The 26,285-nt window shown below is 57.5% G+C and carries 21 protein-coding genes and 1 tRNA gene; 11 read left to right on the forward strand and 11 right to left on the reverse strand.

Features of this window, described 5'->3' with window-relative positions:
• The first annotated feature begins 119 nt into the window (after positions 1-119).
• The 3 genes from ASE07_RS19570 to ASE07_RS19580 all read left to right on the forward strand — a co-directional run bounded on the left by ASE07_RS19570 (position 120) and on the right by ASE07_RS19580 (position 4,347).
• Positions 120-1,277, forward strand: coding sequence for a GGDEF domain-containing protein (locus ASE07_RS19570; RefSeq protein ID WP_082584304.1), 1,158 nt, complete (start codon positions 120-122; stop codon positions 1,275-1,277).
• 264 nt (positions 1,278-1,541) lie between these two features.
• On the forward strand, positions 1,542-3,536 hold the full coding sequence (locus ASE07_RS19575; protein ID WP_057292489.1) for a putative bifunctional diguanylate cyclase/phosphodiesterase: 1,995 nt from the start codon (positions 1,542-1,544) through the stop codon (positions 3,534-3,536).
• A gap of 403 nt (positions 3,537-3,939) precedes the next feature.
• On the forward strand, positions 3,940-4,347 hold the full coding sequence (locus ASE07_RS19580) for a hypothetical protein (protein WP_057292490.1): 408 nt from the start codon (positions 3,940-3,942) through the stop codon (positions 4,345-4,347).
• A gap of 171 nt (positions 4,348-4,518) precedes the next feature.
• Here the strand turns inward: ASE07_RS19580 and ASE07_RS19585 are convergent, their stop codons facing one another.
• On the reverse strand, positions 4,519-5,748 hold the full coding sequence (locus tag ASE07_RS19585; protein ID WP_156396803.1) for a hypothetical protein: 1,230 nt from the start codon (positions 5,746-5,748) through the stop codon (positions 4,519-4,521).
• A gap of 252 nt (positions 5,749-6,000) precedes the next feature.
• On the opposite strand from ASE07_RS19585, the gene ASE07_RS19590 reads away from it, so the two are divergent.
• From ASE07_RS19590 to ASE07_RS19605, 4 genes are all read left to right on the forward strand, one after another.
• Positions 6,001-7,023: a MerR family transcriptional regulator gene (locus tag ASE07_RS19590; protein ID WP_057292492.1), complete on the forward strand. Its 1,023-nt coding sequence runs from the start codon at positions 6,001-6,003 to the stop codon at positions 7,021-7,023.
• Positions 7,024-7,038: 15 nt separating this feature from the next.
• Positions 7,039-8,340, forward strand: coding sequence for an MFS transporter (locus ASE07_RS19595; RefSeq protein WP_057292493.1), 1,302 nt, complete (start codon positions 7,039-7,041; stop codon positions 8,338-8,340).
• A gap of 447 nt (positions 8,341-8,787) precedes the next feature.
• A complete protein-coding gene (locus tag ASE07_RS19600; protein WP_057292494.1) occupies positions 8,788-10,842 on the forward strand; it encodes a sensor domain-containing protein in 2,055 nt (684 codons plus the stop codon).
• Between the two features lie 141 nt (positions 10,843-10,983).
• Entirely contained in the window at positions 10,984-11,388 is a 405-nt protein-coding gene (locus ASE07_RS19605; protein ID WP_057292495.1) for a hypothetical protein, read from the forward strand.
• 279 nt (positions 11,389-11,667) lie between these two features.
• On the opposite strand, the gene ASE07_RS19610 is transcribed toward ASE07_RS19605, so the two are convergent.
• A complete protein-coding gene (locus ASE07_RS19610) occupies positions 11,668-12,876 on the reverse strand; it encodes an MFS transporter (protein WP_057292496.1) in 1,209 nt (402 codons plus the stop codon).
• A 229-nt stretch (positions 12,877-13,105) separates the two neighbouring features.
• Here ASE07_RS19610 and ASE07_RS19615 point away from each other — a divergent pair, with 229 nt between their 5' ends.
• Positions 13,106-14,719, forward strand: a complete 1,614-nt coding sequence (locus tag ASE07_RS19615; RefSeq protein WP_082584317.1) for a CHASE domain-containing protein — start codon at positions 13,106-13,108, stop codon at positions 14,717-14,719.
• A 95-nt stretch (positions 14,720-14,814) separates the two neighbouring features.
• Here the strand turns inward: ASE07_RS19615 and ASE07_RS19620 are convergent, their stop codons facing one another.
• Entirely contained in the window at positions 14,815-16,722 is a 1,908-nt protein-coding gene (locus ASE07_RS19620) for a DUF4214 domain-containing protein (RefSeq protein WP_057292498.1), read from the reverse strand.
• A 365-nt stretch (positions 16,723-17,087) separates the two neighbouring features.
• Positions 17,088-17,474: a DUF4148 domain-containing protein gene (locus tag ASE07_RS19625; RefSeq protein ID WP_057292499.1), complete on the reverse strand. Its 387-nt coding sequence runs from the start codon at positions 17,472-17,474 to the stop codon at positions 17,088-17,090.
• 155 nt (positions 17,475-17,629) lie between these two features.
• Between ASE07_RS19625 and ASE07_RS19630 the strand changes: the two genes are divergently transcribed.
• Positions 17,630-18,076: a winged helix-turn-helix transcriptional regulator gene (locus ASE07_RS19630; protein WP_057292500.1), complete on the forward strand. Its 447-nt coding sequence runs from the start codon at positions 17,630-17,632 to the stop codon at positions 18,074-18,076.
• 104 nt (positions 18,077-18,180) lie between these two features.
• Here the strand turns inward: ASE07_RS19630 and ASE07_RS19635 are convergent, their stop codons facing one another.
• A complete protein-coding gene (locus ASE07_RS19635; RefSeq protein WP_057292501.1) occupies positions 18,181-19,443 on the reverse strand; it encodes an MFS transporter in 1,263 nt (420 codons plus the stop codon).
• A 176-nt stretch (positions 19,444-19,619) separates the two neighbouring features.
• Here ASE07_RS19635 and ASE07_RS19640 point away from each other — a divergent pair, with 176 nt between their 5' ends.
• The gene (locus ASE07_RS19640; protein ID WP_057292502.1) at positions 19,620-20,144 is read left to right on the forward strand and encodes a PaaI family thioesterase; all 525 of its coding nucleotides are present in this window, start codon (positions 19,620-19,622) and stop codon (positions 20,142-20,144) included.
• Positions 20,145-20,291: 147 nt separating this feature from the next.
• Here ASE07_RS19640 and ASE07_RS29920 read toward each other — a convergent pair whose 3' ends face one another.
• Positions 20,292-20,510, reverse strand: coding sequence for a hypothetical protein (locus ASE07_RS29920; RefSeq protein ID WP_057292503.1), 219 nt, complete (start codon positions 20,508-20,510; stop codon positions 20,292-20,294).
• A 106-nt stretch (positions 20,511-20,616) separates the two neighbouring features.
• On the opposite strand from ASE07_RS29920, the gene ASE07_RS19650 reads away from it, so the two are divergent.
• A tRNA-Met gene (locus tag ASE07_RS19650) sits at positions 20,617-20,693 on the forward strand.
• Between the two features lie 91 nt (positions 20,694-20,784).
• On the opposite strand, the gene htpX is transcribed toward ASE07_RS19650, so the two are convergent.
• The 5 genes from htpX to ASE07_RS28985 all read right to left on the reverse strand — a co-directional run bounded on the left by htpX (position 20,785) and on the right by ASE07_RS28985 (position 26,281).
• Complete coding sequence (htpX, locus tag ASE07_RS19655; protein WP_057292504.1) at positions 20,785-21,660, reverse strand: protease HtpX; 876 nt, start codon at positions 21,658-21,660, stop codon at positions 20,785-20,787.
• 55 nt (positions 21,661-21,715) lie between these two features.
• Positions 21,716-22,060, reverse strand: coding sequence for an HPF/RaiA family ribosome-associated protein (locus tag ASE07_RS19660; protein WP_057292505.1), 345 nt, complete (start codon positions 22,058-22,060; stop codon positions 21,716-21,718).
• A gap of 98 nt (positions 22,061-22,158) precedes the next feature.
• Entirely contained in the window at positions 22,159-23,841 is a 1,683-nt protein-coding gene (locus tag ASE07_RS19665) for a diguanylate cyclase (protein WP_057292506.1), read from the reverse strand.
• Positions 23,842-23,925: 84 nt separating this feature from the next.
• Entirely contained in the window at positions 23,926-25,305 is a 1,380-nt protein-coding gene (locus tag ASE07_RS19670) for a 3'-5' exonuclease family protein (protein ID WP_057292507.1), read from the reverse strand.
• Positions 25,306-25,315: 10 nt separating this feature from the next.
• A complete protein-coding gene (locus tag ASE07_RS28985; RefSeq protein WP_235548535.1) occupies positions 25,316-26,281 on the reverse strand; it encodes a UdgX family uracil-DNA binding protein in 966 nt (321 codons plus the stop codon).
• Positions 26,282-26,285 lie beyond the last annotated feature (4 nt).

The following is a 26,285-nucleotide window of genomic DNA, read 5'->3' on the forward strand; positions in this document are numbered from 1 at the left end:
CAAGGTGCCTCCTCAACAATTTTCCGCTACGCACAGGGTTTTAAACGTCGATAGTCCGTTCTCTGATTGACGTTTTCCCTTGCCTTGTTGCCTTATAGATTTCTGTCCGGATTCCGATCATGCCGAGCGCGTTCAACATACTCATCATCGGTGCCCTGTTTTGCGTTGTCATGCTGCTTGTGCTGATGTCCCTGTTACGCAGCGGCACGCCGGGCATTCGGGAATGGGCGCTTGCCAATGGCCTGGGATTTGCCGGCTTGCTCCTCTATGCGTTCGGCCGCGATCTGTCCGAGCCAGTCGCCTATGAAGTCGCCAATGGCGTTTATGCAGCGGCGAGCGCAGCGATCCTCGCGGGCTTTCGCCGCTTCTTTAGTCGCAAGCTGCATACCCGTCTACTGGTCGCTGCAGTTGCTGCCATGGTCATGGCGATTGCCTTGTTTCACTATGGTTTCGATTCCTTCGCGTTGCGCACGCTCACGGTTGCGGTATTCCAGGGTGCGGTTTGCGGCAGTATTGCGGTGACGATCTTCCACTCCCGTCATGCATGGCGTTCGCGCTATCCGTATTTCTTTACCGCGGGGATGGCGGGATTGATTGCTCTCGGCCATGCGGTTCGCGCGGGATTGTATTTTGCGTATCAAGGCGAACTCACCTCCTTATTGCAGCCTTCTCCTTGGAATCTGTTTTTCGTGTCGGCAGGAACCTTCGTGCTGCCGGTGCTGACCATCGGAGCGGTGATGATGGTCCATGACACCATGCTGGCCAAAGCCGAGCATGCCGCCAACCGCGATTTTCTTACTGGGGCATGGTCACGGCGCGCACTGTTCGAAATCGCGGAACGCGAGTTATCTTTGACACGCCGCACCAGCCGCTCCATGGCCTTGCTGTTGCTTGACATCGACAACTTCAAATCGGTCAACGACACATGGGGACATGCGACCGGCGACCGCGTGCTGATCGACGCGGTACTCCGCGCGGAGACCGCGATCCGCAGCGTCGATTACTTCGCGCGTGTCGGCGGGGAAGAGTTTGCGGTTTTGCTGCCGGAAACAAGCCGTACCGCAGCAGTCATGGTGGCGGAACGCATCCGCATTACCATGGAAGGTAGCGCGCGTTCCATTCAGATCCAGGGCCAGCCCGAGACGCCGCCTTACACCGTCAGTATTGGCCTTGCGATACTGCGCGACACCGACTCATTCCAGGAACTGATGCGGCGTGCAGACACGGCGCTGTACGCTGCAAAGGCTTCCGGGCGCAATCGGGTTGCCTGCGATTGACCTGATTGCGTTGCGGGCTTGCTCGTCCCGGTCGATCAGGATTAATGCGGCCACCGTACAGTCTTGCCATCGGGTCCCGGCAAAATCAAGACCGGTCCATCCTACACTTGAGCGGACCGTTACTGTTGTCAAACACTGCCCTGTCAGCGGAACTATCAGTACAACAACCTTTCCTAATTCTTCTGAGGGCAAACATGCCGTGCTGCGCCGCTGTCAGGGCGCCAGTCCGTGTTTATCCGGAGGACATTATAGGAGGGGTGCGACATGACGCAATCCATCGACTTGCGGACCGCGTTGAATGCGGCAGCGGAGGGACTGTTGTTACTGTCGCACGAACTCAGTGTGGTCGACGTCAATGATGTCTTCCTTCAGGATTACGGCTTGCAGCGCGACGATGTGCTGGGGCGCAGCATACTGGAACTTTTTCCTTACCAGAGCGGCACCTTGCCGCCACAGCAAACAGTTGCGCAGACCCCTGCCGATCCCGCACAGGTCAGCGAAGCCAGTCTGCGGCTGGCGCTGGAAGCCGCAGGCGATGGTGTATGGGAATGGGATATCCAGAGCGATACCTTCGAACTTTCACGCCGCGGGCGCGCCATGCTTGGCTATGGGGCAACGGACATTGGCAAGTCGCTGGTGCATTGGATCGCGATTACCCATCCCGAAGACATGGAACGCGTGCGCGAACATGTGCTTGCCTGCATGCAGGGACGCATACCGTTTCTATCCTGCGAATATCGCGTCCGCTGCCGCGATGGCACCTGGAAATGGGTATTGGCACGCGGCGCCGTGGTGGACCGCAGCGACACGGGCTGGGCGCGCCGCATGGTGGGAACCACGGTCGATATCTCATCGGAGCAGGAAACCCTGCTGCGGGCGAATTATGATGCGCTGACCGGCTTGCCGAACCGCAGCCTGTTTCGTGAGCGCCTGCAATACGAAGTGACAAGTTCACGCCGGAGCGGACGGCTGCTGGCGCTCTTGTTCATCGATCTCGACCGCTTCAAGGAAGTCAACGATTTGCTCGGCCACGATGCCGGGGATGAACTCCTGAAACAAACCGCCGCGCGGATCCGTTCCTGCGTACGCGAAGCGGACACGGTGGCGCGGCTCGGTGGCGATGAATTCACGGTGATCCTCACGGATCTCGATAGCCGTTCGCATGTCGAAAACATCGCCGAAAAAATCCTCGACGCCATCGACAAGCCTTACTTGCTGAATCATGAAGAAATTCATGTCTCCGGCAGTATCGGGATTACCCTGCATCCAGGCGACGCGAAGGAACCTGAAGGACTGGTGCGCAATGCCGACCAGGCGATGTATGTAGCGAAAAATGCGGGGCGCAATCAATTCAGTTTCTTTACCAAGTCGATGCAGGATCAGGCATGGCGGCGGCTCAAGCTGATTGGCGAGCTGCGTGCCGCCTTGCCGCAACGTCAACTCAAGCTGTATTTTCAGCCGGTAGTGGATCTGAAGAGCGGGCAGGTAGTGAAAGGCGAGGCCTTACTGCGCTGGATGCATCCGACCCGCGGCCTGGTATGTCCGCACGAGTTTGTATTCCTTGCGGAAGAAACCGGACTGATTAATGAAATCGGCAATTGGGTATTCATGCAGGCGGCCGCCTGGTCGAAGCGCTGGAGCGCACTGCGCGGCGAGGTATTTCAGATCAGCGTCAACAAGTCCCCGGTACAATTTCTGGCAAATGCCAAATCGCTCAATTGGGGCGCCTACCTGAAGGACCTGGGACTGGGATGGAATAGCATGTCGGTAGAAATTACCGAGGGCTTGCTGCTCAATGCTACCGATGCCACGGCGGAGAAACTGTTCAGCCTGCGCGATGCCGGCGTACAGGTTGCCATTGATGATTTTGGGACCGGCTATTCGTCGATGGCGTATCTGAAGAAGTTCGACGTCGACTATCTCAAGGTCGACCAATCCTTCATTCGCGACACGACGCGCAACAGCACCAGCCGCACCATTGCTGAAACGATCATTGTGATGGCACACAAGCTGGGACTGCAAGTGATCGCGGAAGGCGTGGAGACAGAGGAACAGCGCGACTGGTTGATGGAGGCAGGCTGCGATTTCGCACAGGGCTATTTTTTCTCCGAGCCACTGCCTCCGGAAGCATTCGAAGAGCTTCTGACAACTTCGCATAACAAGGTGACATCGAATATTGTCAGCCTGGATTGCAGTCCTGATACGAGTGACGAAAAGTCGCAAAAAAGCATTGAACTAGGGAAATCAAACCCGGTCTAGGACAGGTGTCTTCATCCCTGGAAGAATAAAGAATGCCCCCACGTTCTACCCCCGAGCGCATCGTGATACTTGTGCTTGTGCTGACAGCTACTATGGCGGCATGCGATAAAAGAACGGCGGCCGCGGCCCTCATTGAAGGCAAACCGGCGGCACATTCCAAAACACAGCGATCCTGGAACGTCGTTCCGGCACTCGGCGTACGAGGCTGAAAACGTGAAGCACCTGTAGCGATTACAATACGGTCCGGGAGTGGTGCGACAATCTGATCGACATTCCAATACAAAGCTTGCAGCGGTTGCCGAGCCTGCACTAATGCACTAATGCATCAATCGCAGCAGCGGCATCATGCGCACCAATTACACGTCGTGCATACCCCGCGCACATTCGCTTACTGGACACAACGATGGACAGCGTAGAAGACAACAAGGCACAAGAACCTGCCGCCCGTCCGTGGATCGTGCTCACCACGACCTATGACGTCGAAGCCTGGATTGATAACTACAACTGGGAACTCCAGCGCGCCATTGAAAAAAAGAACACGCAAGGCCACGGAATTTGCTTCGGACTCGAGCATGGCGGCGAAGTGTATCTGCACACGACGCAGGATGGCGATGTGGTGCTGGACGTGACGCCTGAAGCGGAATGGGTAGCGCCACTGATCAGCGCGGCGGCGCAAGTCGCACAACCGGCCGGGCAGATCTGGGCGTTGCCGGGCGATGCGTTGACGCAGCTGATCCTGGGCTTGAGTCCGTTGATTGCCACCACGCGAATTGTGGTGAACCACGATTTCAAGATTCGCAAGAAGTGGTAGTCGCTGTTCTTTCGTAGCTTACTTCCGTAACTTATTTACGTAACTTACCGCTGTGCCCGGCAGACCATTCGGCTGCCGACGCTGGCAGTTTTCTCTTCGGCGTTTCAACACCACTTGCTCACCGAAGAGAAAACCTGGCAACGCTGACAAACCTGATAGCGCTGCGCCTCGTCAAGGCACATCCACTGCTCCGGCCTCATCAACCTTGCCTGCCACCACCGTCACCTCACCGGCAGTGGTCACGCGGCTGATCGCATGACTGGACGTATCCGCAACGAACAGGTTCGCGCTTGCATCGATGGTAATCCCTTCCAATGACTGCATCGAAGCAATCGGTCCTGCTACATTCGTTACCGCGCCGACAGCACTGATACGCTGCACGCTATTAAAGGCCGCCACAAACACATTTCCTCCGCCATCCACGGTGATTGCATAGGTGTCGCGGAACTGCGCCGGTCCGGTTTCGCCGCCATAGGTACCGGCGAGCGTACTGACGGTGCCATCAGCGGCTATCTTGCGAATGAATGTGCTGCTTTCACGCAGCATTGGCGCCGGCGGGCCATACCAATCGGTGACGTACAGGTTGCCGCCTGCATCGCGCGCAATGCCCTTGGGTCCAAGGAAGCTCGCACTGGCGATGCTGCCGTTGCCGGTGCCACGATTGCCGCGCGATCCGGCATAGGTGGTAACCATGCCGTCCGGTGCGATTCTGCGGATCAGGTAGTTTTCGGTATCGGCGACATATACATTGCCAGCACCGTCGGCGACGATGCCCCATGGTTGCGAGAAGCGTGCTGCCGTGCCCGGTCCGTCGGCATTGCCTGCGACGCCGGGCGCGCCGGCCAGCGTGGTGACGGCACCTGTCGGTGTCACCTTGCGCACTGCGTTGCCATCGACCGCATACACGTTACCGGCCCCGTCCACTGCAAGCCCTTTCAGAAAACTGAAGCGTGCCGCCGCCCCGATGCCGTCGCTGGTGCCGCTGGCCCCCGCCGTGCCGGCCAGTGTGACTACATTGCCGGACGCGGAAATTTTTCGGATGGTGTTGTTGCCGGAGTCAGCGACATACATATTGCCTGCCGCGTCCCGCGCCAACCCGAGCGGGCGGTTGAAGCGAGCATCGGTCGCACTGGCGGCGGCTACGCTTCCGCCAGATGCCGAATCGCCAGCGGGCGCGCCACTACCTCCTGAACTGGTATTGCCAGCCGGCGATGTTTGCCCGGCCGAGGGTGATGCAGCGGTGCTGCGGGAAGGGGCTACCGCCGTGCTGCCTGTCGGAACGTTACTGATTCCTGCCTGTGTGGCTACGCTGCCGTTATCGCCGCCTCCCCCGCCGCAAGCAGCGAGAATGACGCAAAGAAGACCTGCCGAATACCGGCTACCTGATGTAAATGTTGCCACGTTTCACCTCAACTATCACTTGTAACTCCCTGAAATTCTTGTCTGTTTTCAAACATCATCCCCGAGTGGAAACAGTTTAAATTTGACGACTGTCAAGTAGCGGCAAGTGCGTGGCGAGAGTGTTGTATCCAGGTGTTACGCAATCTTTGAGGCAATTTTTCGTTTGATCAGGATTGTTTTTACGTTGAAAACCGCTTGACCCTCACGTAGTGTCAGGCTTTAACGTGGCGAGATCATGAAGAAAGGCATCCCATGCTGTTGAAGATCGGAGAACTGGCCAAGCGAACCGGCCTGACGGTTCGTACCCTGCATCACTACGACGCGATCGGCTTGTTGAGCCCATCGGTGCGATCGGATGCCGGCTACCGGCTTTACAACCGCAACGACATCGAGCGCCTGCATCGCATTCAGGCGTTGCGTCGGCTTGAACTGCCGCTGGCGGAAGTCGCCACCCTGCTGGAAGGCGATGTGCGGGATTTCGACAGCGTTATCCAGCAGCAGATCGCGTCGCTGGACCGCGAAGTCGAGCGCACTGTGGCCTTGCGCGAACGCTTGAAGGAACTCCGCAAACGCCTCGCGGAAAAGGAAGAGCCGGACCTGAACGACTGGCTTGCGACACTCGAGATGATGACTCTCTACGGCCGTTATTTCACGCAGGAGGAATTTGCCGCCTTGCGGACTGCCGAAGCGGACATGAAGGAATTGACGGCTCTCGTCGTCACCGCACGCGCGTTGATGCAACGAGGCGTCCCGCCGGACAGCGACGAAGCGGTGGCGCTGGCAAAGCCTTGGCTGACCCTGTCGCTGCGACACATGGGCGACGATCCGCGTCTGATCCTGAAACTCGATGCCATGCATCGCAATGAGATGGCCGTGCAAGTCCTGACCGGTGTCGATGTCGCGATGCTTGAGTACATGGTGCACGCCACTGCGGAATTCCGGCTCCGCCTCTACGAGAAGCATCTCGGCAAAGAACAAGTGGCACGCATACGCGAACCGTATTTGGCGCATTACCGGAACTGGCCATTGATGTTTGCCGAGGCGCGTGAGCTTCATGAGCGTGGCGTATCGCCCTCCAGTCCCGAACTGATGGACTTGTGCAAGCGATGGATCGACACCTTTCACGCTATATGGGGTACGGATCCGGCACTCTGCGAGCGGGTCCGCGAACTTTCCGTCCTCGAACCCGACCTGATGGCCGGCAGTGGCATGGATGAAGCGGTAATGCATCTCGTCCAGCAAGGCATCGCTACGCTGGCTAAACAAAGCAAATAAAAAGAGGAGAGCAACATGGCCGGTAATCCCGACCCGAAACGCGGCGCCCTGTTTGGCGACCGCAACTTCCGATGGGTGTTCAGCGGTGCGCTGATCTCCATGCTCGGCGATCAGTTCAGTCTGATCGCGCTACCCTGGCTGGTCCTCCAAATGACCGGTGACACGCTGGTGCTGGGCACCGTACTGGCAATCATGAGCATACCGCGCGCGCTGTTCATTTTGTTGGGCGGCGCACTGGTCGACCGGTATTCGCCCAAGCGCGTGCTGATGCTGACCAAGCATGTGAATACCGTGTTGCTCGCTGTGCTGGCCGCCCTGGTGCTCAGCGGGCATCTGACGCTGTGGGCGGTCTATGCCCTGGCACTGGGAATTGGCCTGGCGACGGCATTCAGCATTCCCGCCGGCACCTCCCTGCTGCCACATGTGATTTCCCGTGAATTGCTGCCGGCGGCCAAAGGCGTACAGATGGGTGTGCGGCAGCTGTCAATGTTTGCCGGGCCCTTGCTGGCCGGCCTGCTGATCGCCTTGTTCGGCGACAGCGCGGCCGCGACCATCAAGGATGCCCGCGGTATCGGCATGGCATTTGCCCTTGACGCGCTTACCTTTGCGGTGTCGGCATGGACACTATCGCAGGTACGGCCGCATGCGAAGCCAGCCGGAACGGCACCAGCCGCCTCGTCGGTGTGGAAATCCGTCGGCGAAGGCCTGCGCTACTGCTGGAATGATGACAGCCTGCGCATCTGCTTCAGTTATTGGGCTGCGGTGGCCTTGCTCATCTCCGGCCCGGTCCAGGTTGCCGTCCCTGTCCTCGCCGACCATGTCGGCAGCGGTGCCGCGGCATTCGGTGCACTTGCCGGCGCCCATGGCGCAGGTACCCTTCTGGGCGTGGTCGTCACCAGCATCCGGCCGCAACTGCGCTTCGGTAACCTGGGCAAAACCATCCTGCTGCTGGATGGCGTGATCGGCTTGCTGTTCATCCCCCTCGGCCTCATCAGCGCAATCTGGCAAGGCATGCTGCTGCTGTTGGTGATCGGCGTGCTTGGCGGCTTCCTGCAGGTGACAATTTATACCTGGCTGCAGCGCCATGCCGCGCCGGCAATGCTGGGACGGACGATGGCGCTGTTCATGTTCATTTTCATGGGCCTTGCCCCGATGTCGTCGGCCGTCACCGGATGGGTAATGCGTTTCGTTCCGCTGGAACAGTTGTTTGCCGCCAGTGGCGTGATACTGGTCGCCATCGTGGTAGTCGCATGGAGTACCTCTCGCATGCGTACAGTCTCGGATGGGCGCACGGAGGCGGGCATGACACCGTCCTAGAGCGGATTTCATCGTGGTGTACGGAGAATCGGGTCGACCTGGCGTGCAGGACAAGGCGCGCGAAGTGCCGTGTGGCGGGCCACACAAGCGACAGACCGAGGCGACAGTACACACGATGAAATCCGCTCTAGTGCCGCTCCATGCCGGTCGGCGGCACCGGCGCCAGTGATTGGTTTGATGTTCGTCGGCGACGGGCGGCCGCCTCATGGAAACGTCTGTCACCGACGAGCAGCCACCTGTTTGTTATCCACTTTTCATCGACTTCGCTGCTTATTCTCCTTCCGTTAGGACCGGCATGCATCGTGGTCCTCACTTGCGTCTTATTCGCTAAACGCCACACCTTCCATCCCTGCCACCGTGATGCGGGTTTTCCGGCGATAATCTGAGCCTTGCCATGTAAGTAATATCGATTACAGGTCCCGTAGAACCATCGATGGCCGGAAAGACATGCTCGACGCCTATCTGAAAAAACTTTGTACGTTCAGCACGGAGGAAGAACTGTTCCATCGGCTGTTTCGCAAGCACAGCTCGATCATGCTGCTGATCGATCCCGAAACGGGAACGATTGCCGAAGCCAACCAAGCGGCGAACGCCTTTTATGGGTATCCCCAAGAGACCATGCGCGGGATGAAAATCAGCCGCATCAGTACGCAGCAGGAACACGAGATTCAGGACGAGATGCGCCAGGCCCTCGCAGAGCGGCGCAACTATTTTATCTTTCGCCATCGTCTCGCCGACGGCACTATCCGCATCGTCGAGGTCCATTCTTCAGCGATCGATCTGAAGGGCAGGATCCTGCTGTTTTCGATTGTGTTCGACATTACTGTGCGTCAGCATGCCCAGGATATGCAAAGGCTGGCATCGCTGGTCTATCAAAAAAGCAGCGAAGCGATGTCTGTCATCGATGGCAACGGCGAGATCATGACGATCAATCCTGCCTTTACCGATATCACCGGGTACACCGAGACAGAAGCCGTCGGCAAGAACATCCGTATTCTCAACTCCGACCGTGAAACGCCGGAATGCTACCGGCAAATGACAAAGTCCGTGCGCGCCGAAGGGCGCTGGCAGGGCGAATTGTGGGCGCGACGCAAGAACGGCGAAGATTTTCTGCGCCGGCTGTCGGTTAATACGATTTATAACGCCGATGGTTCGGTGCAGTGCCGCGTGGGGCTGTTTTCCGATATCACGAAAAAGCGCGAAACCGATGAGCTGATCTGGCGGCAGGCCAACTTCGATACCCTGACCGGGCTGCCCAATCGCAGCATGTTCCATGACCGTCTCGGCCAGGCCATCAAGCAGGCGAATCGCGCCGACCAGCAAGTGGCGTTGTTGTTCCTCGACCTCGACTTCTTCAAGGAAGTGAACGACACGCTCGGGCATGCGATGGGTGACCGGCTGCTGCAGGACGCCGCGCGGCGCGTGCGTGCCTGCGTGCGCGAGACCGATACCGTCGCACGCCTGGGCGGCGATGAATTTACCGTGATCCTCGGCGACCTGCACGACACGCGCAGCATCGAGCGCGCAGTCAACGATATCTTGCGCACACTGGCCGAGCCCTTCCAGCTTGGCACTGAACAGGTTTATATTTCCGCCAGCATCGGCATCACGTTTTATCCCGGGGATGGAACGGAAACCGACACGCTGCTCAAGAATGCCGATCAGGCGATGTACGCGGCCAAGGCGCAGGGACGTAACCGCTACAGTTATTTCACGGCCTCGATGCAGGAGGTGGCCCAGAACCGCAAGCGCCTGGTGAATGACTTGCGCATCGCCCTGCACGAGAAACAATTCCGCGTCTACTACCAGCCGATTGTCGACCTCAACACCGGCCGTATCCATAAGGCCGAAGCATTGATCCGCTGGCAGCATCCGGTGCGCGGCCTGATCAACCCGCTGGAGTTCATTCCGATTGCAGAAGAAACCGGCATGATCACAGAACTCGGCGAATGGATCTTTAGGCAGGCAGCACGCCAGGTTGGCGCATGGCGCACGCGGCACCATTCTTCCTTCCAGATCAGCGTCAATGTGTCGCCGGTACAGTTGCAAAACGAGGGAGTCAACCATGAGAGCTGGCTATCCTGCCTTGAGTCGCTCGAATTGCCCGGCCAAAGCGTCGTAGTGGAAATCACCGAGGGTATGCTGATGGATTCGTCTGCCGGCGTGACCGATCAATTGCTGCGCTTTCGCGACAATGGGGTACAGGTTGCACTCGACGATTTTGGAACCGGCTACTCGTCGCTGTCCTACCTGAAGAAGTTCGACATCGACTATATCAAGATCGACAAATCCTTCGTGCAGAACCTGGCGCCGGGGTCTGACGACATGGTCTTGTGCGACGCGATCATCGTGATGGCGCACAAACTCGGCATCAAGGTAGTGGCCGAAGGTGTCGAAACCGAACTGCAGAGGCAATTACTGGCAGCGAGCAACTGCGATTATGCGCAAGGCCATCTGTTTTCGCAGCCGGTACCGGCCGAAGAATTCGAGCAGCTGTTTTAGCGCGCTTTAACCGGCATCACCAACTCCCGATTACCTTGCGCGTAATCGACCCAAATACGGGGCTGACCGATCATGTGTTCACCGACGCGGCAAACCTGCAGCCGCCAGCGGATGACCCAACCACATGAAATGGAGCCTGCCATGTTGAACCTTCAATCACCTTCTTTCCTGCGCCGAGTCCTGCTCGCCGACGCCGCTGCCGGCGCCGTTACCGGATTGCTGATGGCGCTGGGCGCCGACACGCTGGAAAGCCTGTTGCAAATTCCAGCTGCACTGTTGCAGTCGGCTGGCATTGCCCTGCTACCTCTCGCCGCGCTGATTGTCTACGTTGCAACGCGCCAGCAACCGCCACGCGGTGCCGTGTGGGCAATCATCATCTGCAATGCCTTGTGGACACTGGACAGTTTCTATATCGCTTTTTCGGGATGGATTTCGCCAAATACCTTGGGACAGGCATTCATCGTGACACAGGCAGTCGTGGTGGCGGTGTTTGCGGAACTGGAATACTTCGCGCTGCGCAAGTCGCGTGCGCTGGCTGCATGCTGAATCACGCAAAGAACAGGGCGGTCCGCGCCGCCCTGTTCTCCGGTTTTCCGATTTTTGAGCCAGTCTGATACGGCGTCAGAACCTGCCACGACGTACTGTTCGTCCGGCTGCGGCGCCGGTGAACACGCGAGCCTGCACCTTTCGCCACAGGAAACCTGCGATCGCCAGAAAAATTATCTTACGCATACAACCTCCATGATGAGGAATAGTGAATGTTATTCAGACGACTGGGTGCCATGTTGGTTCCGGCTTTCTATCCATCAGGTCTTGCCTCGGTAGTTACGCGGCGGTCAGCTGTTCCCGGTTTGTCAGGGAAGGAAATAGTTTCACCCACAAAGCAACAATCAGGATCGTGCCGAGACCGCCCGCCACGACCGACGGCACGGTACCCAGCCATGCGGCAGTGACACCGGATTCGAATTCTCCCAGCTGGTTCGATGCGCCGATGAAAATTGAATTGACCGCACTGACCCGGCCCCGCATGTCATTCGGCGTATCGAGCTGCACAAGCGACTGGCGCACCACCACGCTGACCATGTCGAAAGCCCCGGTCAGCGCCAATGCGACGAGCGACACGGCAAACGAACTCGACAAGGCAAACACCAGTGTCGCGATCCCATACAAGGCTACCGACCCGAACATGATCTTTCCGACGCGACGTTGTATCGGATGACGGGCGAGATAGAGCGACACCAGCAAAGCACCGACCGCAGGGGCCGATCGCAGTAAACCGAGCCCCCATGGCCCCACATGCAGGATGTCTCGTGCAAAGATCGGCAGCAAGGCAGTGGCTCCGCCAAGCAAGACGGCGAACAGGTCGAGCGATATCGCGCCAAGGATTTCCTTGCGGCTCCAGATGAAACCAATACCAGCGAACAGACTTCCCAGGGTCACCGGTTCGCGCAATTTCGGCGGCTGTTCAATGCGTATCCGGAGCGTCATCGCAATTGCCAGCAGACACAATGCGCCGCACACCATATACACCAGGGCCGCACCACCGACATAAATAAAACCGCCAATCGCCGGACCGAGAATGATCGCGAACTGGGTGCCGGCCGAGTTAACCGCCAGCGCACGCGGCAGAACATGGGGCGGCACCAGCAACGGCCCAAGCGCCTGCTGCGTTGGCATCTGGAATGCCTTGGCTGTCCCGAGGGCAACCGAGGCAAGCAGAATGGCTTCGCGTCCCAGCCAGTCACCCAATGTGCCGACGATCAGCCCCATCGCTACACAGAGCTGCGCGACCAGGCACCAGCCAAGGATGCGACGCCGATCGTACCGGTCTGCAACCTGGCCGACAATCAGCGACAGTGCCAGTGCAGGAAGGAATTGTGCAAGGCCCACCATACCGAGATCGTAAGCGCTGTGCGTGATGTCGTACATCTGCCATGCAACGATCACCATCAACATCTGGTTGGACATGGTCGTGGCAACGCGACTCAGGAAAAAATAACGAAAAGAGCGAAATTCAATCAGTGGATTTTTCATCAAACCAATGCAAAAGATCTTGCGTAAATAAGTACTGCCTTTGAACTTACTGCCATCTTTTCCGTTAACCGGGAGTGCGCATCCATCTTTCTTTCAAACGGCTAGCAAGCAAGGGCGGGGGATTGCATGTTCTCAATACTCCGCTCACATTAAGCAGCGATCATAACGGATGCAGGAATTTGCCGATGGCACACCGATGCGCGGCAACTTAATTCCGCCAGGAACAGGCATGAAAAATCTCGAACGCCGGCCACACCAAATCCGACAGATCTTCAGAGCACGCGAAATGCTGACGCTGGCAGTGCTCGCGCTTTCTCTTTTCATTACCTACCGCCTGTGGGATGTCGCGGCGCGTTCCGCAGATCAGGCGCTACAGACGACGTTCGAGTTCAAAGTGCGCGAAGCCAATATCCGTATCGAGCAAAGACTGGCCATCTACCAGCAAATGCTGCGTGCCACGGTCGGACTATTCCATTCGGCCGACGATGTAACGCGGAAAGAATTTCAATCCTTTATTTCTTCCTTATCTTTACCAGAAATGTTTCCAGGGGTCCAGGGTATAGGATTGAGCCTGATTGTTCCGGCCGCGGATAAAGATCGCCATATTGCAGCGGTCCGCGCTGAAGGCTTTCCGGAATATACGATCACGCCCGAAGGTGCACGAGATATCTACACATCGATTATCTACCTCGAGCCTTTCTTTGGCCGCAATCTGCGTGCATTCGGCTATGACATGTACTCGGAACCGGCCCGACGCGCGGCAATGGATTTTGCGCGGGATGCAGGTTCGGCTGCTTTGTCGGCTAAGGTCAAGCTGGTGCAGGAAGGTGGAAGCGCTATTCAAAACGGCTTCCTGATGTATTTGCCGCTGTATCGCAATGGCGCACCGCATACGTCACTGGAACAACGCCGCGCCAATATTATTGGTTGGGTGTATGCACCATTCCGCGTGGATGATTTCATGCATGGCGTAAGTGGAGAATATGCAGATGAACTGGACATCGAAATTTTCGACGACGAAACAATCAATGCCGAGTCGAAGATGTTTGACTCCAATGATGCACTGGACGCCACGTCGAACGAGCGTGTACTAAAGCGCGTCAGTTTCATCCAGGCGGCAAACCGCACATGGACGGTTGTGACGGCGGCCTCACCGCAATTCGAGATGAGCTTGCGCTCCGACCGCCCCCAGTTGATCCTGCAGTCCGGAATCAGCATCAGCCTGATGATTTCCTTGCTGATATGGCTATTCCTGGATGATCGCGCACGTGCCCTGCATGCTGCGCAGCAGGCGATGCAACTCGCCTTATATGATGCATTGACCGGTCTGCCGAATCGCAAGCTGCTTGAGGAGCGACTGGGACAGGCGCTGAACAAGGCGAAGCGTGGGCACAGCCATGTTGCGCTGCTCTTCATCGATCTCGACAAATTCAAGCCGGTCAATGACAATTTCGGCCATGCCTATGGTGACCTGCTGCTGAAGGAGGTTGCAAAACGCTTGCAGAACTGCATGCGGGAATCCGATACCGCGTCCCGTCTTGGGGGAGACGAATTTGTGGTGTTATTGTCGGATATCGAGGGCCGCAATGGCACCGCGTTGGTTGCGAAAAAAATCCTCGACCTGCTGGTACTGCCTTATGAGATTTCAGGTCACACCTTTGAAATTTCAGCAAGCATTGGCGCGACCATCTATCCCGAAGATGGCACCGACGGCAAATCGTTGATCAGGAACGCGGACCTTGCAATGTATGAAGCAAAAAATGCGGGGCGCGCTACCATACGCTTTGCCCAGCGAGACACCCAGCACAATTCCGCTGTCATGCATGCAGCCAATCAACCCTGATGAAATCCTTCTGTGCCCATCATCAGCCACTGAGCGCCGATGCATGTCGCTACGACGGTTGCTGACCGTAGCGGCACGCATGCACCGTCAGGATGTCAGGGTGTATTTGCCGTCCCTGCTTCACCAGCCTTTCCGGCAATTGTGCTTACCGCACCGGCGGGCGTAATTTTCCGGATCGTGTGGTTATTGGTATCGGCGACATAAAGATTCCCGGCAGGATCGATGGTGATGCCACGCGGCGCATTGAAGCGTGCCGCCGTGCCATTGCCGTCGGCACTGCCGGTCGCGGCCGCCATACCGGCGATCGTGGTCACGACACCCTCCGGCGTAACTTTACGAATCACATGGTTGCTGGTATCGGCCACATACACATTGCCCGCAGCATCGACTGCGACACCATAGGCATTGCTGCCGATCTTTGCCGCATCGCCCTGACCGTCCGCATAACCGCAGGTATTCTCCACCGCTGCGGTCGCCACTTTGCCGGCGAGGATGCTGACTGTACCGGTAGGAGCGATACGATCAATGGTGCAGCTGAACGCCGATTGACCGAGTGGACCGAAATCGCTGCCGGTATCCGATACATACAGGTTGCCTGCACTATCGAGCGCCAGGCCTCGCGGTTCACGAATGTTGGCAATTGTGCTGCGCACGCCGCCAGGGGTCAGTCGCTCCACCAGGGAAGAAAAATTATTGGTGAAGTACACATTGCCGATGGTATCGGTAGCGATACCGAAGGCGTAGGCGTTTTCCAATGGCGTGCTGACGGTGCCATTGGTCGTGATCTTGCGTATGCGTCCGGTATTGAGGAAGGTGTCAGTGACGAACAGATTGCCCACTGCATCGACAGTGATGCCAGTCAGTACATTGAAACGCGCGGCCGCGCCGACTCCGTCCACTGGCGCGGCACCCGGCGTACCGAATTGACCCGGTGTGCCGGCAAGGGTCGTGACCGCGCCAGTGATGGTGTTGAACTTGCGCACCGTATCACTGCCGGAATCGGCGATGTACAGATAGCCGCCCGCGCCTGCAACCAACGCACGTGGAGCATTAAACCGCGCATTGAGAGCACGGCTGGGGTCAGAGCCCGGTGGCGTGGTTGGCGTGTTCGGATCAACCGGCTGCGTACCGGGGGCGACAGGAATCAGGTTGATGGCGGCGACGGTGTCGGTCGGCGTCACGGCAGCAGCAATATCCATGGTTTTCTGGATGGATTCCTCCGGGGTGTTGAAGCTCATGCCTTGCTGAACTGCAAAATAATGACCGACGGTAAATTTATTATCGAGCAACGAGGGCACGAAACCCCAGGTTGGATCGCCGACAAAGGTGTGCGCTGAGTCGAGCATGCTGCGTACCAGTGTGCCCTTGGTAGCTCGTCCGCTGGTCAGTTCGCCCACCCAAAATTGCACGTCTTCCTCGGGCGGTGCGGTCGCGCCGCTGCGGCCAAGTACATTTTTGTAAATTACGCGAACGAAGTCAGCATTGCTCATACCGGGCGAATAGCCGGTCAAGGCCGTGTACTGGATTGCCGCATTAAAGAAAGTATCTGCGATCTGGCTGATGCTTTGTCCTGCCTTTACCTGATCCATCCAATAATTCAAACCCTCCGCTTCAGGAATACGGTTGAAAAAGGCGATATATAACTCGGTCAGTATCTTGAGTTGTGCGGGCGGGAGTGTCAGTGATTTGGCGCCGATTTCCGGATCGACCGTGATGTCGGCGAATTTGAACAGGTTGATCCCGGCGCCGAGGTTCGACGTCCCATCTGCACCGGTATTGTCAATGACGGTGTAGCCGGTGGCGGCCTTGATGATGGTGTAGTTGCGTCGGTTGCCAGTAAATACGGCGGTGTTTTCGACGACGGTGGCGGGGGCGAAACTACTGCGTGTCGCCGAAGCAGATGTTTGCTCGCTTCCGCCACAAGCAGTCAGCAGGGCAGCAAAAATGGTCGAGGCGGCAAGACAGGATAAGCAATGCACTGGCCTTTGCAAAAAATGCGACATGAAAAGCTCCATATTTATATTTGCGTGTCCGTGGCTTTGGCTGACCATTGGCATTGGTCTCCTGGTCTGTGGCACGCGGATGAGGTTGGGCTCCCTGTCGTGTTTTTGTTGTGCGTACGCGCCGCGCGTTCGCTGTTGGGCTTACGCAGCATCTGGTCAAGATAACAATCGCGGTCCAGCGCTGTTTGATTCCGCGCAAACGCGCAGGGAAGCTGATCGACGCTGACGCAGTGGCGCAACAGGCCGCATCAACAAGCGCATTTAACAATGACGAAAAAAGGCCCGCCAGAGGCGGGCCAACATCCATATGGACAATATGGACGAGACAGACGACAACGAGGAGAGAGAATACGGCGCGTTGCGGATCAGCTGCCGTAACGGCTTGTCACGGGACGGCTTGCTTTGGCAGCCTGGATTGCTTCGTTACGCACCTCTTCACGCGACCTGGTCGAGGCGACATAGGTGTGTTCTACAAATTCCGGAGTGTGTCCCAAGGTGCCTTGGGCATATGCAGCCTCAAGCTCGGCACGCACTTCGGCGCGGGATTTGCCGGAGACGAGCGGCTGGTGCTCGACAAATTCCTGATGCGTGGAAACCTGATTTTGTGCAGGCGAATTATTCAGCTCGGCTTGTACTTCCGCGCGGGTACGGGTTGACGTGAAGTTAGTGTGCTCGACAAACTCGTCTGCCGCGAAGGCGGCAGCGGAAGTGGCGATAAGTGCAAGGGCAACGCTGGTCATTTTGATGTTCATTTGAAATTCTCCACAGGTTCGATAAAGGGTTGGCGGCACTTGGCTGCCAGAGAAATGCACTTGCGGTGCTTGCCTCCCAGTGGCTTGCGTTTTGCAAGTAACGAATTCATCATAGCCTAGTGACTTTTATTTTGCAAGCGTCTAAAATGAAAATTATGGAAAAAACGACTAAATGTGCCGCACCACTGTCCTGCCCGATTGTGCGGTCAGCCATGCTGCTGGGTGATGAATGGATCCTGCTGGCCTTGCGGGCGCTGTTTCGCGGGCCCTTGCGCTTCGATGATTTGCAAAAGCAGACCGGGGCGGCGACCAACATTCTGACCACCCGCCTCAACCGCCTGATTGAAGGCGGACTGGTTGAAAAGGTGCCGTATCAAGAGCGCCCGCCGCGCTTCAATTACCAATTGACCAAGGCCGGAATGGGACTCTTTCCAATCGTGCTTGAACTCATGCGATTTGGCGAAGAATACTTGCAATGTCCGGATGCAAAACCGGTGCGCCTGCGCCATAGCGAGTGCGGAAAACTGTCGAGGCCGGGTCAGAACTGTTCCGAGTGCGGCAAACCGCTCAAACTCGGTAATGTGACGATGGAAGATTCCTGAGAAAGCAACGCCTGCGTAGATGGCTGGCGTCAAAAAGCGAGGCAATGCTTTGATGCATTCCTCGCTTCCTGCTTGTGTCGTCGCTATTGCTACTGTCTGCAATGTCAGACTGCGGTCGCGGTCCTTGCGGGAATATGCGCTTCGCGAATCGGCAGGTTGATCAGTGCGGCGGCGAGTGCCAGCACGATATCGATGTACCACATCCAGTTGTAGTTGCCGAAGCGGACAAACGCGAGGCCGCCGAGCCATGCACCAAAGAAGCCGCCGATCTGATGCGACAGCAAGGTCAGTCCAAATAAAGTCGACAGGTAACGCGTACCAAACAGTTTGCCGACCAGCCCGGCGGTCGGGGGCACGGTGGCTAGCCAAGTAAAGCCAAGTGCAGCCGCGAAAACGTAGAAGGTCATCGCGGTCTTCGGCGCCATCAGATAAATCACGATCATCGCGGCGCGGCTCGCATACATCAGCGCAAGCAGTGATTTCATGCGATAGCGCGACGATAGCATGCCTGCAGTCAGGCTCCCGGCGATATTGAACAGGCCGATCAATGCCAGCGATGTTGCGGATACGCCCGCAGGGAGATTGCACAACGCCACTTCACCAGGCAAATGCGTCACCAGGAAAGCAATGTGAAAACCGCAAGTAAAAAATCCCGCATGCAAAAACAGGTAACTTGGGTCACGCAGTGCGATGCGGACTTGCTCGCCAAGGCCCATGGCTGCCGGTGCAGCGGCAACGGTCGTCGCGGCAGCAGGAGTGGCGGCCGGTGTTTGCATCGTGGCAGCCGGGCGTTTCCGCAAAGGCCATGCTAGTGGAATGGTGGCCAGCGTCGTCACGGCCATCGTGAGCATTGCCATCACCCAGCCCGCGCTGCTAATGATCGCCTGCAGCAAGGGAGCGAAGACAAATTGTCCGAACGAGCCTCCGGCATTGATAAAACCGGAAGCGAAAGCGCGGCGCTCGGCGGGAAGACGCTGTGACGTGGCACCGATCAAGATGGAAAAACTTCCAGCGCCTGCTCCGGCCGCACTGAGCACACCGAGTGCCAACAACAGTCCCCATTCCGTCTTGACGAAAGGCGTTATGGCTGTGCCTGCCGCCAGCATCAGTCCGCCGGCGACGATGACCTTTACCGGCCCGTACTTATCGGCGATAGCGCCGAAGATAGGCTGCGATGCGCCCCACACGAACTGGCCAACGGCCATCGCGAAACTGATGGTAACGATGCCAAGCTGGGTCGATGTGTTGATCGGCGAAACGAACAGACCGGTCGTCAGTCGCGCACCGACGGTGATCATCATGATCGCCGCAGCGGCAAGTGTAAGCGTCCACGCGGCGCGCGAGCTCAGGGTATTCTGGTTTTCCATGTCACTGCTCCTGCAAGGGCCCAAGGGTTGGAGTTGCAGCCAATGCAGCGGATCTCACGGTGCATAGTCATCTATCCGCCTGCACGCCAAGTTGTCAGTTTTGGATTATAGTGCATATGCATATAATTGTTAAAAAGCATTCTTTAAGGCATTAATTTAATAAGAAGGATTTACTGATGGATCCGCAAGCAACGCTGCAGCAATGGCAAGAAGACGAAGCTGCCGTGCGGCCCGGCCTGATGGCGCCGGGAGTCGCTACACGTGAACAATTACGCGAACGCTCAGGACTGGAATTCCTGAACGCCATTTTGCACGGCGAATTGCCGGTGGCACCGATTGGCGCCCTGCTCAACTTTGTTCCGATCGAGGTCGACCACGGACTCATGATTTTTCAGGGCACACCGGGACCTGAGCATTACAACCCGATTGGCATGGTGCATGGCGGCTATGCGGCGACCCTGCTCGATTCCTGTGTCGGCTGCGCCGTTCAGACGATGCTCCCTGCGGGCAAGGGTTACAGTACGCTGGAACTAAAGGTAAATTACATCAGGGCGCTGACTGACAAGACAGGCCCGATCCGTGCGGAAGGCCGAGTCATCAGCGTGGGTAACCAGGTCGCCGTGGCCGAAGGCCGTATTACCGATGTCCATGGCAAGCTGTACGCGCATGCGACAACGACTTGCCTGGTATTTCCTGTCTGAGCATGGGCATTCGGGTGGCGCTACTTTCGTGTCGCCTCCTGCAACCTTCTGCTTAGCAGCAATACGGCTAGGCAACGCCGTCAAGATGGCGGCGTGATTTCATGTACAGCACGAAGACCATGATGGAGGCAGTTTGATGCTACCGGCTTAGTGATGATGATGGGTCCAGCTGCCATCGGGTGATGCAAGGAAGGCTTCAACAGCATCTTTCTGGCCGGTGGCATGACGCAGCACTTCACCGCAGGTGCAAATGCCCTGGTACGGCTGAATATGCGAACAGGCAGAAACTTTTTGCAGAAAGACGGTAACCGGCTTTGTGCATTTCTTGCATTTGAAGGTCAGTGTGCGGGATGGTTTGTTGCTCATTGTTTCGTTGAACTGAGAAGAAATAGGAAGCCCTTATTATTTCATGTAATTGGCCAGCTTTCGATTGCATCGATACGTCATCGCCTGTACAATTCGATCCCTCAGACGCGGGGTGGAGCAGTCTGGCAGCTCGTCGGGCTCATAACCCGAAGGTCACAGGTTCAAATCCTGTCCCCGCAACCAAACATTAAAAAGCCGCGCAATGCATATTGCGCGGCTTTTTCATTTCAGGCCTGTCAAAACAGGTAACACACTTAAGACCAACGATTAAAGCTCAGGCACTGTGCAAAGCAGCGATCCGGTCTTCGATGGGAGGATGGCTGGAAAACAAGGCCATCAGACCGGCACCGCCCGCAATACCCGATGCCGCCATGTTTTTAGGCAAGTCGCCCGCCGACAAACCACCCAGACGCTGGAGCGCAGCAATCATTGGACGCGGCGTGCCAAGCAGTTGCGCGGCACCGCGGTCGGCACGGAATTCACGCTGACGCGAAAAATACATGACGATGATGCTGGCCAGGATACCAAACACAATGTCGCAAATGATGACGGTGACGGTGTAGCCAATGCCCGGGCCATTGCTCTGCTCGTCGTTTCGGCGCAGCACCTGATCAACCGCATAACCAACCACGCGCGCAAGGAAAGTGACGAAGGTGTTGACCACACCCTGGATCAGCGTCAACGTCACCATATCACCATTGGCAATGTGTGCAACCTCGTGTGCGAGCACCGCCTCGACTTCTTCTTTCTTCATCGATTCCAGCAAACCAGTCGATACCGCAACCAGCGAACTGTTTTTGGTGGCGCCGGTGGCAAATGCATTGGGTTCGCCCTCATAGACCGCCACCTCCGGCATCGCGATGCCGGCCCGCTGCGCCTGGCTGGAAATCGTGTTGACCAGCCATAGTTCGGTCGAGTTGGATGGCTGCTCGATGACGCGGGCGCCGGTTGACCATTTTGCAATGGGCTTCGACAAGAAAAGTGAAATGAATGCGCCGCCGAAGCCCATCAGGCCGGAAAACATCAGCAAGGTGCCGAGGTTAAGGCCGTTGGCGGTGAGGTATCTATTCACACCGAGCAGGCTGGCACTAATGCCGAGTACCAGCATGATGGCAAGGTTGGTACCGATAAACAGAATGACTCGTTTCATGATTTCTTATAGTAGTGTAAATGAAGAAAAGCTTGAGCGGTGCGCCGGCTGCAAGTTATGCATTGAATTCGAGCGCAGGGTAACGTGCATGCGCTATGCTCTTTGCCCTCGAACGCGTGCGTCCCAGCGCCATGGCGGCACGATGTACCGCGAGGTCGACCGCTTCCGCAATCCGCGCGGCTGTGCTGCTGACGACGATACTAGGCATACCCGGTACATTGATCTGGATGCGGCACTGCTTGTCGATACCGCCCCTGGGTCCATTCTGGTCGGAGATGCGGACAATGACGCCACTGATCGACTGGCGCGCATGGTTCAACGAAAATTGCAGCCGACGTATCACGTAATCGCGTAATACCTGCGTCAGCCTGACGCCTTTGGCAACGATGGTCGGTTTCATTAAAGTCTCCAGTGCTATAGGAACCCTCATCGTAGACAAGCTTTTGTTTTTAAAAAAGCGAAGTTCTTAAGACATTTTGTTCGCAAAAACAGGAATGTTTAAGACAAATCGAGATCGCTTTCTGCCTGGACAACGTGTAGTCCGGCACTGTACTCGACACGGTTGCGTCCAAGGCGCTTGGCTTGCAATAGCGCATTGTCGGCGGCCTCCGTCATCGTTGTCGCGGTCTGCGTTACCGGATAGGATGCGACGCCGGCACTGAAGGTGGCATACAAGGCACCTTCAGGATGCGCATGCGGCAAGCCGGAGAAATCGCGCCGGATGCGGTCAATGACAGCGATGGCTTTTTCGGCGCTGACGCCAGGCAAGGCCACAAGGAACTCTTCTCCGCCATAGCGGCCGATGAGGTCGATCGAGCGTAACCTGCCCTTCAGCAACCAGGCGAGACCACGGATCACCTGGTCGCCGACCGGATGGCCGTAGGTGTCATTAATCGACTTGAAATGATCGATGTCGATCATGGCCACGGTAAGTTCGCCGGAACCGCTCGGGTCAGCGGGATAAGGACCCGACAGCCCCGACAGCTCATCAACCAGCACTTTCAGACGCGACTTGGCCGCCGTATGGTTAAACAGCCCGGTCAGGCCATCCAGCCGCGTCGAGCGCCGCACTTCGCGGAAGCGCTCGATCCGGGTCTTGACGACTGCGGCAAGCAGCACCGGATTGAAAGGTTTCATCAGGAACTGGTCCCCGCCGAGGCGCAGCGCTTCGACCTGCATGCCGACTTCGGATTCCCCGGACAGATAAACGATCGGCAGTGAACTGTAGGCGGCCATCTGGCGCAGCACACGCGTAGCTTCGACACCGTTGAAGCGTGGCATGTACATATCCATCAGTACCAGGTCGGGCTTGTAGGACTCCAGCGCATTGAGCAGTTTGCCCGGATCGTTGATCGCGTGGGTATCGATGCCATGCTGGGCCAGTGTTCTCTGGATCAGCGCAACCGCAACGCGGGAATCTTCCACCACAAGCACCCGGTACTGCTCCTGCTCCTTGGTCTGGACCAGGTCGAGGATGCAATTGAGGACCATGGCCGGCTGGTCTTCGGCCGGGATGGTGACGTCGATGCCGGCGCGCATGAGCGCGACGATAGGCTCAATGGCCGATTCGACGCCGAGGTAGATCAGCTGGCTGGCAGGGCAGGCTGCGCGGACAGAGGAGATGCGGGCGATTTCCTCTGGTGTGGCGTTTTCTTGTGCAGGGATGAAAAGCACGGCGAGCGGCTTTTCATCGGCATGGTCCGGGTCGTCCCAGGCATGCTCGCCGACCTTGAAACCAAAGAACTGCAGCTGGCGGATCAGCGCGTCTGCCATCTCGCGCTTTTCCATCCCGGCCACCAGCCATACGGAGCGCGGCTTGATCCAGTCGATGTCGGCAACCGACGCTGCGGCTTCCTGGGTTCGCCGACCGGTACCTGAGGAACGGGAGCTGGCGACCGCGCCTGCAAGCGCATCGATCTGTCTCTGCAGCGCCAGAACGTCCTGCTGTGAAATCGGATGGGTGGAGTCGTCGCCCAATCGGGCAAGCGCGGCATTTTCAAGGCCTTCGCACAAGCGCACCAGGCCAGGCAGACGCAGACGATTGAAATACTCGGCCAAACTGTTGACGGCGACGGCGAACTCGATGAATTGCTCGAAACGTCCGTCGGCGACGTACCTTTCCCAGCGCTTCTGCAGCACATAGAGGCGATCTTCGATCGAGTTCGGGGAAGATTGTGGCATGGCCGGACGGTCAGAAACGATCCGGCATTATCAGGGAACAATGCCAGAGAGGCAACATCTTCAGTAACCGATAGTTGATTGTCGTTATAAATCGACAACTTGCACACCGGGCTTTTTCAGCCATTTGCGCACGATCTGGTATACGTCGCGATCGAATGGATGGCGTCCTTTCTGCAGCAGCATCTCCGTTTCTTCACCGGTACGCGCGGCACCCAGATACGACCAGCAGTCGACCACATGAAAAGTCTCGTTTTCGCGGATGGCAATCGGGCCCTTGAACGGCCACGGCTGCAGGCGTGAACTTTCCAGTGCCGCCAGCACCCGGGCGTTGTGCGCGTCGATACTCTCCTTGCCGGCGCAGGCACCCGGGCACTTGCCGACCTGGCTGGCGAAACAAACCTTGCCGCCTCTGCTTTTTTCCAGTCCGAGCAAGAGATGGCAAAGCCCATTGGCATCGGCGATCGCACGTATCGCGTCATTGGCCTTGCGGGTGCTGCTATACACGCCATACATGCTGGGATCAATACCGAAGAACAGGTCATCGGTGGTGGTCAGCACCGGCACCAGCCGGCCTTTGCGCATCGTCAGGCGCCAGGAACAGACTTCTTCGTTGTCGCGCAGCTTCTGGTTATAGACGGGCCGCAATGCCTTGACCAAGGCGGCTTCCTGCAGCAATGCGCCAAGTTCTCCGGAAGTTTCTATCCACGCGACGCGTTCGATCTGCTGGCTGAGCCGTTGCTCTTTCGACGACATATGATCGCCACTGAAATGCGACAACACGCGGCGACGCAAGTTGTTGGCCTTGCCGATATACAAAGGCAGATCGTTTTCACCATAGAACAGGTAGACGCCGTGCGACCCCGGCATCTGATCGATCTGCAGCGCATCGAGCCGCGCCGGGATGGTGGGCTGGCTGATGAGTTTGCCGACAACTTCATCAATGGTTTCAATCGTATGCTCTTCATGGATACGCTGCCAAAACTGCCAGATCAATTGCGCATCGCCGAGTGCGCGGTGACGTTCGGTCACATGCAGCTTGTGGCGTTCGGCCAGCGTATCGAGATTGTGTCGTGCGAAGCCGGGGAACAATTTGCGTGACAACCGTACCGTACACAGCACCTGCGGCCGGAAATCGCGTCCGATACGACGAAATTCATTGCGCAGGAAGCCGTAGTCGAAGCGTGCGTTATGGGCGATGAATACACGGTCGGCAAGGCGTGCGGCGACTTCATCGGCAACCGCTTCGAACGGTGGCGCGTCGGCGACCATCTCATCCGAAATCCCCGTCAATGACTGGATGAATGGCGGGATCGTGATGCCGGGGTTCACCAGGCTGCTCCATTCGCGCACCCCGTCATCGTCGACTTCGATGATGCCTACTTCCGTGATGCGGTCTTCGGTGGCGGAGCCGCCAGTTGTTTCAAGGTCGACAAAGGCGAGGTGCGGGAATTTGCGGGCTGTCATGCTTCCATATTCAGTGATGTCGCGCGTCCCCGGCGATAAGCCGCTCCGCGGTTTGCAGTGCTTTCACCATGTCGGCGAAGGCCGCCGCTTTCAATTGTTCATCCGGCGCCCGCAAGACGTAGGCCGGATGATAGGTTGCAACCACCCACTGGCCGTCATGCTGGACAGGATTGCCGAGCATGCTGTTCAAGGTGACCTTGCTGCTTTGCATGATCGACTTGAGCGCGGTGCTGCCCAGCGCTACCAGCACCTTGGGCCTGATCGCGGCAATCTCGTGTTCCAGCCAGTAATGACAGGCTGAAATCTCGCGTTGTCCCGGCGTCTTGTGCAGGCGCCGCTTGCCGCGTGGCTCCCATTTGAAATGCTTGACGGCGTTGGTCAGGTAGACGGTATCGCGGTCCACGCCAGCCTGCTGCATCACGTCGTCCAGCAGTTTTCCGGCGGGCCCGACAAAGGGCAGCCCTGCAAGGTCTTCCTGGTCGCCGGGTTGTTCACCAACCAGCATGATCGTCGCATGATCCGGTCCGACGCCAGGCACACCCTGTGTTGCCATGCTCCATAAATCACAGCGCCGGCACTGGTCAAGATCGGTCGGCGCATCACGCTGCGGCTGCGCATCCGCAGGAGCGATGTCGATGGTTTTTCCTTTGCGCACGTCCACTTCTTTGGCCTGCCCGACGCGCTGGCCGCCAGTCCCGGCACGGCTGACCAGTTCGGGAATCAGTTTGCCTTCCGGCAGGTTCTTCCAGTAACGTACAGGCATATGCATCTCCATCGCCCCGGTATTCAAGCGGGCGGGATTGAAAATACTGCGGTAGTACGCGAGCCACAGAGCTTCGCCGCTATCCGCGATGTCGTCGACGCGCGCCACGGGAGGGCCGAAGTGCAGTCCGGTGCCATCCCATATGGCCGAACCTTTCGGCGTGCCGATCATCCAGCTGCTTTTGCCCATGCGATGCGAAAAGTGTTGCGCCACGCGC

Source organism: Noviherbaspirillum sp. Root189 (assembly GCF_001428545.1).
GTDB lineage: Bacteria > Pseudomonadota > Gammaproteobacteria > Burkholderiales > Burkholderiaceae_D > Noviherbaspirillum.

Coding starts and splice junctions, on each gene's coding strand:
- ASE07_RS19570 (WP_082584304.1), top strand. CDS start 120: ATGCCGAGCGCGTTCAACATACTCATCATCGGTGCCCTGTTTTGCGTT.
- ASE07_RS19575 (WP_057292489.1), top strand. CDS start 1,542: ATGACGCAATCCATCGACTTGCGGACCGCGTTGAATGCGGCAGCGGAG.
- ASE07_RS19580 (WP_057292490.1), top strand. CDS start 3,940: ATGGACAGCGTAGAAGACAACAAGGCACAAGAACCTGCCGCCCGTCCG.
- ASE07_RS19590 (WP_057292492.1), top strand. CDS start 6,001: ATGCTGTTGAAGATCGGAGAACTGGCCAAGCGAACCGGCCTGACGGTT.
- ASE07_RS19595 (WP_057292493.1), top strand. CDS start 7,039: ATGGCCGGTAATCCCGACCCGAAACGCGGCGCCCTGTTTGGCGACCGC.
- ASE07_RS19600 (WP_057292494.1), top strand. CDS start 8,788: ATGCTCGACGCCTATCTGAAAAAACTTTGTACGTTCAGCACGGAGGAA.
- ASE07_RS19605 (WP_057292495.1), top strand. CDS start 10,984: ATGTTGAACCTTCAATCACCTTCTTTCCTGCGCCGAGTCCTGCTCGCC.
- ASE07_RS19610 (WP_057292496.1), bottom strand. CDS start 12,876: ATGAAAAATCCACTGATTGAATTTCGCTCTTTTCGTTATTTTTTCCTG.
- ASE07_RS19615 (WP_082584317.1), top strand. CDS start 13,106: ATGAAAAATCTCGAACGCCGGCCACACCAAATCCGACAGATCTTCAGA.
- ASE07_RS19620 (WP_057292498.1), bottom strand. CDS start 16,722: ATGTCGCATTTTTTGCAAAGGCCAGTGCATTGCTTATCCTGTCTTGCC.
- ASE07_RS19625 (WP_057292499.1), bottom strand. CDS start 17,474: ATGAACATCAAAATGACCAGCGTTGCCCTTGCACTTATCGCCACTTCC.
- ASE07_RS19630 (WP_057292500.1), top strand. CDS start 17,630: ATGGAAAAAACGACTAAATGTGCCGCACCACTGTCCTGCCCGATTGTG.
- ASE07_RS19635 (WP_057292501.1), bottom strand. CDS start 19,443: ATGGAAAACCAGAATACCCTGAGCTCGCGCGCCGCGTGGACGCTTACA.
- ASE07_RS19640 (WP_057292502.1), top strand. CDS start 19,620: ATGGATCCGCAAGCAACGCTGCAGCAATGGCAAGAAGACGAAGCTGCC.
- ASE07_RS29920 (WP_057292503.1), bottom strand. CDS start 20,510: ATGAGCAACAAACCATCCCGCACACTGACCTTCAAATGCAAGAAATGC.
- htpX (WP_057292504.1), bottom strand. CDS start 21,660: ATGAAACGAGTCATTCTGTTTATCGGTACCAACCTTGCCATCATGCTG.
- ASE07_RS19660 (WP_057292505.1), bottom strand. CDS start 22,060: ATGAAACCGACCATCGTTGCCAAAGGCGTCAGGCTGACGCAGGTATTA.
- ASE07_RS19665 (WP_057292506.1), bottom strand. CDS start 23,841: ATGCCACAATCTTCCCCGAACTCGATCGAAGATCGCCTCTATGTGCTG.
- ASE07_RS19670 (WP_057292507.1), bottom strand. CDS start 25,305: ATGACAGCCCGCAAATTCCCGCACCTCGCCTTTGTCGACCTTGAAACA.